Genomic DNA, 12,365 nt, shown 5'->3' with positions numbered 1-12,365 from the left:
GGGCATGACGGACCGTAAGCAAGAAATCGCCGTGAATCTGGCGAGAGTCGAGGAGCGCATCGCCGCCGCCTGTGCCGCGGCCGGGCGGAAGCGCGACGAGGTGACCCTGATCGTGGTCACCAAGACCTATCCGGCGAGCGACGTACGGACGTTGGCCGGACTCGGTGTGCGTCATGTCGCCGAGAACCGGGACCAGGACGCTGCCCCCAAGGCGGCCGAATGCGCGGATCTGGCGCTGAGTTGGCACTTCGTCGGCCAGTTGCAGACCAACAAGGTGCGATCCGTGGTCGGTTACGCCGATGTCGTGCAGTCGGTCGACCGGGCCAGGCTCGTGACCGCGCTGTCGAAGGAGGCCGAGCGGTCCGGGCGCGAACTGGGCTGTCTCATCCAGGTCGCGCTCGACGCGGGAGTGAGCGGGCGGGGCGAGCGCGGTGGCGTGGGGCCGGGCGGCGTAGGGGAGTTGGCCGACCTGGTGGCCGCCTCCCCGGGGCTGCGGCTCGACGGTCTGATGACTGTCGCCCCGCTCACCGGGGAGTACGCGGGACGCCAACAGGAGGCGTTCGGGCGGTTGATGGATTTGTCGACTGACCTGCGCCGAGCCCATCCGGCTGCGAACATGGTGTCGGCAGGGATGAGTGCGGACCTCGAACAGGCCGTGGCAGCCGGAGCGACACATGTACGCGTCGGCACTGCGGTACTCGGCGTCCGCCCCAGGCTCGGGTAACGTCGCCAGGAAGTCGGACCACAGCAGAAAATATGGTCATTGCCGCCGAAGGCGGGCACAACGACCTCGTGGATCGCGGGCACTTGGCAGTCGTCAGCCGATCCACCACAGAGCGGAGGACTCAGAGAATGGCCGGCGCGATGCGCAAGATGGCGGTCTACCTCGGCCTCGTGGAGGACGATGGGTACGACGGCCGGGGTTTCGACCCCGATGACGACTTCGAACCCGAACTGGACCCGGAGCCCGAGCGGGACCGGCGGCGGCACGAGCCGTCGCACCAGGCGCACAGTTCACATCAGTCCCAAAGGGACGAACCGGTACGAGTGGTGCAGCCTCCGGCCCCTCGTGACCCGGTGTCCCATTCCGCTTCACTGGGTGCGGAATCAGGGCGTCCGGCGCGCATCGCGCCCGTGGCATCCATCACACAAGAACGCCAGTCCCTGGAGAAGAACGCACCGGTGATCATGCCCAAGGTCGTGTCGGAACGAGAGCCTTACCGGATCACCACACTTCACCCCCGGACCTACAACGAGGCCCGTACCATCGGGGAACACTTCCGTGAAGGCACCCCGGTGATCATGAATCTGACTGAGATGGATGACACAGACGCCAAGCGACTTGTCGACTTTGCGGCCGGTTTGGTGTTTGGTCTTCACGGCAGCATCGAGCGGGTGACGCAGAAGGTGTTCCTGTTGTCGCCTGCTAACGTCGATGTCACGGCGGAGGACAAGGCCCGCATCGCAGAGGGCGGGTTCTTCAATCAGAGCTGAGACAGACAGCCGCTAGGAAGCACGGAACAGGGGAGAGGGAAAGACAGACCATGAGCGTGTTCGCGCAGGTGATCTACATCGCGCTGATGGTGTTCCTTATCGTGCTCATCTTCCGGTTGGTCATGGACTACGTCTTCCAGTTCGCCCGCTCATGGCAACCCGGCAAGGCGATGGTGGTCGTTCTGGAGGCCGCCTACACTGTCACCGATCCACCGTTGAAGCTTCTACGGCGGTTCATTCCGCCGTTGCGTCTCGGGGGCGTGGCGCTCGACCTGTCCTTCTTCGTCCTGATGATCATCGTCTACATCTTGATCTCTATCGTGGGCAATCTCGCGGGGTGACAGTGGACGATACGGTCTTGCCGACTGCCGATGACTACGTTGAGGTGAAGAGATGCCGTTGACCCCCGAGGACGTGCGGAACAAGCAGTTCACGACCGTCCGCCTCCGAGAAGGCTATGACGAGGACGAGGTTGATGCCTTCCTCGACGAGGTCGAAGCCGAACTGACGCGCTTGCTCCGCGAGAACGAGGACCTGCGCGCCAAACTGGCCGCGGCCACGCGTGCCGCTGCCCAGAACCAGCAGAACATGCGCAAGCCCCCGGACCAGGACCAGCAGCAGGGCGGCATGCAGCAACAGGGGATGCCCCAGCAGGGCATGCCCCCGCAAGGCATGCCGCAGCAGGGCATGCGCGGTCCGGGCGCCCCGGTGCCCGCCGGCATATCGGGCCCGCCGCAGCAGCAGATGGGCGGCCCCATGGGCGGCCCGCCCCAGCTGCCGAGCGGCGCCCCGCAGCTGCCGCCCGGCCCCGGCGGCCAGGGTGGCCCGCAGGGCCAGGGTCCGATGGGACAGGGCCCCATGGGCCAGGGTCCGATGCAGGGCCAGATGGGCCAGGGGCCCATGCAGGGCCAGATGCAGCAGATGGGCCAGGGCCCGATGCAGGGTCAGATGGGCCAGCCCCCCATGCAGCAGCAGATGGGCATGGGCGGTCCCATGGGCGGCGGCATGCCGCAGCAGGGCCCCGGTGGCGACAGCGCCGCCCGTGTCCTCTCGCTGGCCCAGCAGACCGCCGACCAGGCGATCGCCGAGGCCCGTTCCGAGGCCAACAAGATCGTCGGCGAGGCCCGTTCGCGCGCCGAGGGTCTCGAGCGCGACGCCCGTGCCAAGGCCGACGCCCTGGAGCGGGACGCGCAGGAGAAGCACCGCGTCGCGATGGGCTCCCTGGAGTCCGCCCGCGCCACGCTGGAGCGCAAGGTCGAGGACCTGCGCGGCTTCGAGCGCGAGTACCGCACGCGTCTGAAGTCCTACCTGGAGTCGCAGCTGCGCCAGTTGGAGACCCAGGCCGACGACTCGCTCGCTCCGCCGCGCGCTCCGGCCGCCGCGTCGCTTCCGCCGTCCCCGGCGCCCTCGATGGCCCCGGCCGGCGCGAGCGCCCCGTCGTACGGCGGCCCGCAGGGCATGGGCGGCATGGGAGGACCGGCCCCGGCCGGACCGTCCTACGGCGGCCAGCAGCAGATGTCCCCGGCGATGACCCAGCCGATGGCTCCGGTCCGCCCGCAGGGCCCGTCCCCGATGGGCCAGGCTCCCTCGCCGATGCGCGGCTTCCTGATCGACGAGGACGACAACTGACCGGCCTTTAGTACGCCTTCGGCGTCGGCAGCGTTCAGGGCGGGGCCCCGGATTTCGATCCGGGGCCCCGCCCTTTTGCGTGTGTCGCGGGGAGCACGGCGTTAGCGTGCGGTGCATGTTCAGCAAGCGCCGAGAGAAGCGGGCCGCCGCGGAGACGCAGGCGCGAGTGGTGGCGTATATCCACAACTGCCTGGCGGGCGCCGGTCTGCCGTTGCAGCCCGCGGGGGCGGATGCCGAGCCGGGCGTCATGGTCTATGTCCGTCCTTCGGACAAGGACGATGAGTGGACCGTGTGGGTCGGCTGGAATGTCGCGCCCGCGCTCCGCCAGGCAGCAGACGAGGCCGCGTTCGGCACGGCGGAGGACGTATACACGCGGTCGTACGCGCACCTGGTTCTCACCGCGATGACGCAGGCGATGGCGCTCATCCTCACCGCCAGAGGCTTCAGTGTGAGCGTGTTTCCCGCGGGTGGGTCGGACTCCACCCTCCAAGTGGTGGGCGTGCCCGCCGACCTGCTTGCGGTGCTGGAGCAGGGGTCTTCGTAGGCATGCGAAGGCCCGGCTCCCCTGGAGGAACCGGGCCTTCGGCCGGGCGTGCTTACGCCTTACGCAGGCGGAACACCAGCGACAGACCCTCATCGGTGAACGGCACGCCATACGTGTCGTCCGCCTCGCCCTGGGCGAAGTCCGTCGCCAGGACCTCGTCGGCGATCAGGGCCGCGTGCTCGGCCAGCGCGGAGATGACTTCCGGGTCGGTCGACGTCCAGCGCAGTGCGATCCGGTCGGCCACGTCCAGGCCGCTGTTCTTGCGGGCCTCCTGGATCAGCCGGATCGCGTCACGGGCCAGGCCCGCCTGCCGCAGCTCCTCCGTGATCTCCAGGTCGAGGGCGACCGTCGCACCCGAGTCGGAGGCCACGGACCAGCCCTCGCGCGGGGTCTCTGTGATGATCACCTCATCCGGAGCCAGCGTGATGGTCTCGCCGTCCACCTCGACGGTCGCCGTACCTTCGCGCAGGGCGAGGGACAGGGCGGCCGCGTCGGCGTTCGCGACGGCCTTCGCCACATCCTGGACGCGCTTGCCGAACCGCTTGCCCAGGGCGCGGAAGTTGGCCTTCGCCGTGGTGTCGACCAGCGAACCGCCGACCTCGCTCAGCGAGGCGAGCCCCTCGACGTTCAGCTCCTCCGTGATCTGCGCGTGCAGTTCGCGGTCCAGGGCGGCGAAGCCCGTCGCCGCGATCAGCGCGCGGGACAGCGGCTGGCGCGTCTTGACGCCCGACTCCGCGCGCGTGGCCCGGCCCAGCTCCACCAGGCGCCGTACGAGGACCATCTGCTTGGACAGCTCCGGGTCGATGACGGACAGGTCCGCCTCCGGCCACGAGGACAGGTGGACGGACTCGGGGGCGCCCGGGGTCACCGGGACGACGAGGTCCTGCCAGACCCGCTCGGTGATGAACGGGGTCAGCGGGGCCATCAGCCTGGTGACCGTCTCGACGACCTCGTGCAGCGTGCGCAGCGCGGCCTTGTCGCCCTGCCAGAAGCGGCGGCGGGAGCGGCGGACGTACCAGTTGGACAGGTCGTCGACGAACGCCGACAGAAGCTTGCCGGCGCGCTGGGTGTCGTAGGCCTCCAGAGCCTGCGTCACCTGGTCGGTGAGCGCGTGGAGTTCGGACAGCAGCCAGCGGTCCAGGACCGGGCGGTCGGCCGGGGCCGGGTCGGCCGCGCTCGGTGCCCAGTCGGATGTGCGCGCGTACAGGGCCTGGAAGGCGACCGTGTTCCAGTACGTCAGGAGCGTCTTGCGGACGACCTCCTGGATGGTGCCGTGGCCCACGCGGCGCGCCGCCCAAGGTGAACCGCCCGCCGCCATGAACCACCGCACCGCGTCCGCGCCGTGCTGGTCCATCAGCGGGATCGGCTGCAGGATGTTGCCCAGGTGCTTGGACATCTTGCGGCCGTCCTCGGCGAGGATGTGGCCGAGACAGACCACGTTCTCGTACGACGACTTGTCGAAGACCAGGGTGCCGATGGCCATCAGCGTGTAGAACCAGCCGCGGGTCTGGTCGATCGCCTCGGAGATGAACTGCGCCGGGTAGCGGGACTCGAACATCTCCTTGTTCTTGTACGGGTAGCCCCACTGCGCGAACGGCATCGAACCCGAGTCGTACCAGGCGTCGATGACCTCGGGCACGCGCGTGGCGGTCTCGCCGCACTGGGGGCAGGCGAAGGTGACCGCGTCGATGAACGGGCGGTGCGGGTCCAGGTTCGACTGGTCGGTGCCGGTCAGCTCGGTCAGCTCCGCGCGGGAGCCAACGACGGTGAGATGGTCGTCCGCGCAGCGCCAGATCGGCAGCGGGGTGCCCCAGTAGCGGCTGCGGGACAGCGCCCAGTCGATGTTGTTGTTCAGCCAGTCGCCGTACCGGCCGTGCTTGACGGTGTCCGGGAACCAGTTGGTGTTCTCGTTCTCCTCGAGGAGGCGGTCCTTGACGGCCGTGGTGCGGATGTACCAGGAGGGCTGCGCGTAGTACAGGAGCGCGGTGTGGCAGCGCCAGCAGTGCGGGTAACTGTGCTCGTACGGCACGTGCTTGAAGAGCAGACCGCGGTCCTTGAGGTCCTCGGTGAGCTTTTCGTCGGCCTTCTTGAAGAAGACACCGCCCACGAGCGGGACGTCCTCGGCGAAGGTGCCGTTGGGACGGACCGGGTTCACGACCGGCAGGCCGTACGCGCGGCAGACCTTGAGGTCCTCCTCGCCGAAGGCGGGGGACTGGTGGACCAGACCCGTACCGTCCTCGGTCGTGACGTACTCCGCCTTCACCACGTAGTGGGCGGGCTCCGGGAACTCCACGAGCTCGAACGGACGTTGATAGGTCCAGCGCTCCATCTCGGCGCCGGTGAAGGTCTCACCGGTGGTCTCCCAGCCCTCGCCGAGGGCCTTGGCGAGCAGCGGCTCGGCGACGACGAGCTGCTCCTCGCCGTTCGTCGCGACGACGTAGGTGACCTCGGGATGGGCGGCGACGGCGGTGTTGGACACCAGCGTCCAGGGTGTCGTCGTCCAGACCAGGAGCGCGGCACGACCGGCCAGCGGACCGGAGGTGAGCGGGAAACGGACGTACACGGAGGGGTCGACGACGGTCTCGTAGCCCTGCGCCAGCTCGTGGTCCGACAGGCCCGTCTCGTCGCGCGGGCACCACGGGGCGACGCGGTAGTCCTGGACCAGCAGGCCCTTGTTGAAGATCTCCTTGAGGGACCACCAGACCGACTCGATGTACTCCGGGTCCATGGTCCGGTAGGCGTCGTCGAGGTCGACCCAGTACCCCATGCGGTTCGTCAGCTCGGTGAAGGCGTCGGTGTGCCGGGTCACGGACGCACGGCACTTGTCGTTGAACTCGGCGATGCCGTACGCCTCGATGTCCTGCTTGCCGGTGAAGCCCAGCTCCTTCTCGACCGCCAGCTCCACCGGGAGGCCGTGGCAGTCCCATCCGGCCTTGCGGCCCACGTGGTAGCCGCGCATGGTGCGGAAGCGGGGGAAGACGTCCTTGAAGACCCGCGCCTCGATGTGGTGGGCGCCCGGCATGCCGTTGGCCGTGGGCGGGCCCTCGTAGAACACCCACTCGGGGCGCCCCTCGGACTGGTCCAGGGTCTTGGCGAAGATCTTCTGTTCGCGCCAGAAGTCGAGCACGGCGTGCTCGAGCGCGGGCAGGTCGACCTGGGCGGGCACCTGGCGGTACGTCGGCGTTGTCATCAGCGAGCTTCCTCCGGCGGACTATCTGCCTTCCGTCCGGAGGGACGAGAGCTACGACTTTCCGTACGCCGTGTGCGGCGCGCTCCCGCGGTACCACCCTCCTTGGCTCCCCGGTGCACCCTGCGCACCAATGAGCCCCCTCATTGGGGTCGCGATACCGGGTCTACTCACCGCGGCCGGTCGGCTGCGGCTTTCTTCCGGCGGCTCCGGGGTGATCTTCACGTCGCGCTCGCCCCCGGGCTTCCACCGTCCCCGGGTCGCTCTTGGCTGCGTACGCCGCTACTCGTCCCCATCCACGCTTCTCGCTCCGCCCAGTGTACGGGCCCGCGCCGACAGCGGCCGACCGGTTTTGCGGGGGCCTCGGCCCGGGGCTTCCCGGCCCGCCGTATGACTCGAATGGCGCTGAACGCGCGTTCGAGGTCCAGGGCGGCGGGCTCGGCGGATTACCCGGCGGGGAGCTGGGCACAACGCATGAAGGCTCGCCGCGCGGGGCCGGAGGGGTGGACGAATCGGGCGGCGTGCCCCGTTGCCGCGGGACTCAAGTCGATTTATCGTCCCAGCACGATTCGCGTGCGTGATCACAAAATGTGAAGGGGCCGCGGCCATGGTGGCGAAGAAGACCGCAACGAAGAAGACCGCGGCGAAGAAGGCGGTCGCTACGAGGGCGGCTTCTTCGGAGAAGGCGACCGGTGCGAGGACGACCGGTTCGGAGAGGACGACCGGTTCGGAGAAAGTGACTGGTTCGGAGAAGGCGACCGGCTCGAAGAAGACCACCGGTTCGCAGAAAGCGACCGGTTCCGAGACGGTGACCGGCTCGAAGAAGACGACCGTGAAGAGAACGGCCACGAAGTCGACGGCCACGAAGTCGACGGCCGCGAAGACGACGGCCGCGAATGCGAAGAAGACGGCTGTGAAGAAAGCGGCCGTGAAGAAGACGGCAGCCCCGAAGGCGGCCGTCGCCCTGAACGAGTCCCCGAAGGGGACCGCCACCAGGACGGCCACGAAATCGACCGCGAAGAAGCCGACTGCGAAGAAGGCGGCCGCGAAATCGACGGCCGGGTCGACGGCGACCGCCAGGACGACGAACAGCGCGAAGCGCACGAAGAGTGCGGCCAAGAAGGCAACGGCGGGCGCGGCGCGGGCCGCGGAGCAGACGGGAGCCACGACGGTGGTTGCGAAGAAGACTCCTGGCACGGCCACGGCGGCGAAGACACCGGTTCCGAAGGCACGGCTCGCCGCGGCGGCCGGGCCGGGCGAGCTGGCGGTCCGCCCGGGCGAGGACCCCTGGACGCCGCAGGAGGTCGAGGAGGCCCGTACCGAGCTGCAGGCCGACGCCGAGCGGCTGAGCGAGGAGATCACGTCCACCGAGCGGGCCCTGGCCGGTCTGATGCGGGACTCCGGGGACGGCGCCGGCGACGACCAGGCCGACACCGGCACCAAGAACATCACGCGGGAGAGCGAGATGGCGCTCGCCGCCAACGCGCGCGAGATGCTGATCCAGACCCAGCGCGCCCTCGGGAAGCTGGACGCGGGCACCTACGGCCTGTGCGAGAACTGCGGCAACCCGATCGGCAAGGCGCGCATGCAGGCCTTCCCGCGGGCCACCCTGTGCGTCGAGTGCAAGCAGAAGCAGGAACGCCGGTACTGAGCGCCAGTACCGAGCGCCGGTACTGAACGCCGGTACAGAGGGTGCCGAGAGGTGTGCCGTACCCTCTTCCTCAGTCAGGTACCTAGGTTCGAGGGACTCACGTGGCAGAGGCGGAGCGCATCATCGGTACGCCGGATACCCCAGAGGCGGCGGGGGCCGAGCCGGAGCGGGGCGAGACCGCGCGCCCCAGGGGAAAGCGCCGGATCGCCGTGCTGTTCGCGGTGGCCGCGTTCGCGTACACCCTCGACCTGGTGAGCAAGCTGCTCGTGGTGGCCAAGCTGGAGCACCACGCGCCGATCGAGGTCTTCGGGGACTGGCTGGAGTTCCACGCGATCCGCAACCCCGGCGCGGCCTTCGGCTTCGGCGCCGCCTTCACGGTCATCTTCACGATGATCGCGGCCGCCGTGATCGTGGTGATCGCCCGGCTGGCCCGCAAGCTCTACAGCCTGCCCTGGGCGATCGCGCTCGGGCTGCTGCTGGGCGGTGCCCTCGGCAACCTCACCGACCGGATCTTCCGCTCGCCCGGCATCTTCCAGGGCGAGGTCGTCGACTTCATCGCGCCCAAGGGCTTCGCCGTCTTCAACCTCGCCGACTCGGCGATCGTCTGCGGCGGCATCCTGATCGTGCTGCTGTCGTTCCGGGGCCTCGACCCGGACGGCACGGTCCACAAGGACTGAGCCCACAGGCTGAGGTAAGGCGGTGTCGGACCCGTCCGGCATACTCGACCGGGTGAGCACAGTTCCCGAGATCCGAAACCTGCCCGTGCCCGACGGCCTGGAGGGCGAGCGTGTCGACGCCGCCATCTCCCGCATGTTCGGCTTCTCCCGTACGAAGGCCGCCGAGCTGGCCTCGGCGGGGAAGGTCACGGTCGACGGCTCGGTGGTCGGGAAGTCCGAGCGGGTGCACGGCGGGGCCTGGCTGGAGGTCGAGATGCCGCAGGCGCCCGCGCCCGTGCAGATCGTCGCCGAGCCGGTCGAGGGCATGGAGATCGTCTACGACGACGACGATGTGATCGTGATCGTGAAGCCGGTCGGCGTCGCCGCCCACCCCAGCCCCGGCTGGACCGGCACGACCGTCATCGGCGGACTGGCCGCCGCCGGATACCGCATCTCCACCTCCGGTGCCGCCGAGCGCCAGGGCATCGTGCACCGCCTCGACGTCGGCACCTCCGGCCTGATGGTGGTCGCGAAGTCGGAGCGGGCGTACACCTCCCTGAAGCGCCAGTTCAAGGAGCGCACGGTCGACAAGCGCTACCACACGCTGGTCCAGGGCCACCCCGACCCGACCAGCGGCACCATCGACGCCCCCATCGGCCGCCACCCGAACCACGACTACAAGTGGGCGGTCACCGCCGAGGGCAAGCCGTCGGTCACGCACTACGACCTCATCGAGGCCTTCCGCGCGGCCTCCCTGCTCGACGTGAAGCTGGAGACCGGCCGCACCCACCAGATCCGCGTCCACATGGCCGCCCACCGGCACCCGTGCGTGGGCGACCTGACGTACGGCGCCGACCCGACCCTCGCCAAGCGGCTGCGCCTGACCCGCCAGTGGCTGCACGCCGTACGGCTCGGCTTCGAGCACCCCGCCGACGGCCAGTGGGTGGAGTTCGAGAGCGGCTACCCGGACGACCTCCAGCAGGCCCTGGACCTGGTGCGCGAGGAGACCTACGCATGAGTCCCACGCCCTACGCGGTGCGCGTCGCCGAGGACCCGGCCGACCAGGAGGCCTGCTTCGCGGTCCGCAAGGAGGTCTTCGTCGCCGAGCAGGGCGTGCCCCAGGAGCTCGAGTACGACGAGTACGACGCCGTGGCGACGCATGTGCTCGCCGTGCGGGACGACGGGCTGCCGTTGGGCACCGGGCGGCTGCTGTACGGCGAGGCGGCTGCCGCGAAGACCGACGGGGATCCCACCGTGGGCTCCCTGGGGCGGCTCGCCGTCACCAAGGAGGCGCGGGGGCTCGGGGTCGGGATCGCGCTGGTGCGGGCCATCGAGGACGCGGCACGCGCGCGTGGGCTGGCCGCGGTCGACCTGCACGCCCAGACGCATGCGCTCGGGTTCTACGAACGGCTTGGCTACGAGGCGTACGGCCCGGAGTTCCCGGACGCCGGGATACCGCACCGGGCGATGCGGCGCGTGTTGTAGGTCATGCGGCGCGTAGGGCGTCGAAAAGGCTGGTCGGGCGGGTGGCGTGGCAGGCTTTGGGCGTCCGCTGTGTGAACCGAACGTCGAGATCCCGCCGGAGCCCTGACCGTGGATCAATTGGCCCTGCTTTTCGTCCTGTTGCTCGGGGCCGTGGTGAGCGTCCCGCTGGGGGACCGGTTCGGTCTGCCGGCGCCCGTGCTCATGACGCTCCTCGGGATGGCCCTCGCGATCGCCGACTTCGTGCCGAACGTGAACGTCCCGCCCGACCTGATCCTGCCCCTGCTGCTGCCACCGCTGCTGTACGCGGCCGTACGGCGCACCTCCTGGCGGCAGTTCACCGCCAACATCCGGCCCATCTTCCTGCTCGCCGTGGCGCTCGTCTTCGTCACCACTCTCGCTGTGGCCGCCGTCGCGAGCGCGATCGTGCCCGGGCTGCCGATCGCCGCCGCCGTGGCGCTCGGCGCGCTGGTGGCACCGCCCGACCCGGTCGCCGCGACCGCCGTCGCCGGCCAACTCGGGCTGCCGCGGCGGCTGGTGTCGATCCTGGAGGGCGAGGGCCTCTTCAACGACGTCACGGCCATCGTGCTGTACCACGTGGCGATCGCCGCGGCCGTCAGCGGGAGCTTCCACTTCTGGCGCGCCGGGCTCGACTTCGTGCTGTCCGCCGTCGTCGCCGTGGCGGTCGGACTGGCCCTGGGCTGGGCCGCGAACAAGCTGATGTCGGTCCTGGACGACGCCACCCTGCAGATCGGCCTCACCCTCCTGGTGCCGTACGCCTCGTACGTCCTGGCCGACGAACTGCACGGCTCCGGGGTGCTCGCCGTGCTCACCACCGCGCTGTTCCTCGCCGAGTACTCGCTCGGCGCCGACGACGTGCTGACCCGGCTCGCCGGGGCGACCGTGTGGGACGTGGTGGACACACTGGTCACCGGGGTCGCGTTCGGGCTCATCGGGCTGGAGCTGCACAACGCGATCCGTACGGCGTCCGGGCGTTGGGGCGAGATGCTCGGCTGGGCCGCCGCGATCGTCGGTGTCGTCGTGGTCGTACGGCTGGCGTGGCTGCTGCCGGCGACCTGGCTGACCAAACGGCTGCACGCCAAGCGGGACTACGACGAGGAGATCCCGACGTCCTGGCGGGAGACCGTGATCATGTGGTGGTCGGGGATGCGCGGGGTGGCGTCGGTCGCGTTGGCGCTGGCGATTCCGCTGACGATGGACGACGGGTCGGCGTTCCCCGACCGGGACGAGATCGTGTTCATCGCGTTCGGCGTGATCATGGCGACGCTGGTGTTGCAGGGGCTCACCTTGCCGTGGCTGGTGAAGCGGCTCGGGGTGCGGGCCGATGTCGACAGCGAGAAGGCGTTCGAGAAGGAGCTCGCGGTGCGGGCGGCGAAGGCCGCGAAGCGGAGGCTGCGGGAGATCGAGGATGTGGAGGAGTTGCCGGAGGAGGTGTCCGAGCAACTGCTGCGGCGGGCGTTCGACATCGGGGTGCGGATCTCTCCCGAGGTGGGGGACGGGGAGCGGCGGGAGGCGTACGAGAAGAGGGTGAAACGGGTGAAGCGGATGCGGCGGATCCAGGGCGAGATGATGAGCGCGGCGCGGCACGAGGTGCTGGCGGCGCGGAGTGAGCCGGGGGCGGATCCGGAGATCGTGGACCGGGTGCTTCGGCATCTTGACGTGCGCAGCTTGCGCTGAGTCCTTGTACAGACATGGCAGTCG

11 protein-coding genes are annotated in these 12,365 nt (G+C 69.6%); 10 read left to right on the top strand and 1 reads right to left on the bottom strand.

Features of this window, described 5'->3' with window-relative positions; all coding sequences use genetic code 11:
* Window positions 1-4 precede the first annotated feature (4 nt).
* From SSP08S_RS11550 to SSP08S_RS11530, 5 genes are all read left to right on the top strand, one after another.
* The gene (locus SSP08S_RS11550) at window positions 5-724 is read left to right on the top strand and encodes a YggS family pyridoxal phosphate-dependent enzyme (RefSeq protein ID WP_026178398.1); all 720 of its coding nucleotides are present in this window, start codon (window positions 5-7) and stop codon (window positions 722-724) included.
* A gap of 128 nt (window positions 725-852) precedes the next feature.
* On the top strand, window positions 853-1,494 hold the full coding sequence (locus SSP08S_RS11545; RefSeq protein WP_026178397.1) for a cell division protein SepF: 642 nt from the start codon (window positions 853-855) through the stop codon (window positions 1,492-1,494).
* 50 nt (window positions 1,495-1,544) lie between these two features.
* The gene (locus SSP08S_RS11540) at window positions 1,545-1,835 is read left to right on the top strand and encodes a YggT family protein (protein WP_019067748.1); all 291 of its coding nucleotides are present in this window, start codon (window positions 1,545-1,547) and stop codon (window positions 1,833-1,835) included.
* A 52-nt stretch (window positions 1,836-1,887) separates the two neighbouring features.
* A complete protein-coding gene (locus SSP08S_RS11535; protein WP_019067747.1) occupies window positions 1,888-3,123 on the top strand; it encodes a DivIVA domain-containing protein in 1,236 nt (411 codons plus the stop codon).
* A gap of 115 nt (window positions 3,124-3,238) precedes the next feature.
* Window positions 3,239-3,667: a hypothetical protein gene (locus tag SSP08S_RS11530; RefSeq protein WP_019067746.1), complete on the top strand. Its 429-nt coding sequence runs from the start codon at window positions 3,239-3,241 to the stop codon at window positions 3,665-3,667.
* A 52-nt stretch (window positions 3,668-3,719) separates the two neighbouring features.
* On the opposite strand, the gene ileS is transcribed toward SSP08S_RS11530, so the two are convergent.
* Window positions 3,720-6,857 (bottom strand): isoleucine--tRNA ligase, encoded by a 3,138-nt coding sequence (gene ileS, locus SSP08S_RS11525; protein WP_019067745.1) that lies wholly within the window; start codon window positions 6,855-6,857, stop codon window positions 3,720-3,722.
* Between the two features lie 604 nt (window positions 6,858-7,461).
* Here ileS and SSP08S_RS55175 point away from each other — a divergent pair.
* From SSP08S_RS55175 to SSP08S_RS11500, 5 genes are all read left to right on the top strand, one after another.
* Complete coding sequence (locus SSP08S_RS55175; RefSeq protein WP_019067744.1) at window positions 7,462-8,505, top strand: TraR/DksA family transcriptional regulator; 1,044 nt, start codon at window positions 7,462-7,464, stop codon at window positions 8,503-8,505.
* A gap of 101 nt (window positions 8,506-8,606) precedes the next feature.
* Window positions 8,607-9,182 carry a signal peptidase II gene (gene lspA / locus SSP08S_RS11515; RefSeq protein ID WP_019067743.1) on the top strand — a complete coding sequence of 192 codons (576 nt, stop codon included), beginning with the start codon at window positions 8,607-8,609 and terminating at the stop codon, window positions 9,180-9,182.
* A gap of 52 nt (window positions 9,183-9,234) precedes the next feature.
* The gene (locus SSP08S_RS11510) at window positions 9,235-10,179 is read left to right on the top strand and encodes an RluA family pseudouridine synthase (protein WP_026178396.1); all 945 of its coding nucleotides are present in this window, start codon (window positions 9,235-9,237) and stop codon (window positions 10,177-10,179) included.
* Window positions 10,176-10,646 (top strand): GNAT family N-acetyltransferase, encoded by a 471-nt coding sequence (locus SSP08S_RS11505; protein ID WP_019067741.1) that lies wholly within the window; start codon window positions 10,176-10,178, stop codon window positions 10,644-10,646. Before SSP08S_RS11510 ends, SSP08S_RS11505 begins: the two co-directional genes overlap by 4 nt.
* A gap of 108 nt (window positions 10,647-10,754) precedes the next feature.
* On the top strand, window positions 10,755-12,341 hold the full coding sequence (locus tag SSP08S_RS11500; RefSeq protein ID WP_026178395.1) for a Na+/H+ antiporter: 1,587 nt from the start codon (window positions 10,755-10,757) through the stop codon (window positions 12,339-12,341).
* Window positions 12,342-12,365: the final 24 nt, after the last annotated feature.

The sequence above is a fragment of the Streptomyces hokutonensis genome (assembly GCF_000376565.1).
Taxonomy (GTDB): Bacteria; Actinomycetota; Actinomycetes; order Streptomycetales; family Streptomycetaceae; genus Streptomyces; species Streptomyces hokutonensis.
Note: the sequence above shows the minus strand (reverse complement) of the source record. Positions and strands in the feature narration are given on the sequence as shown.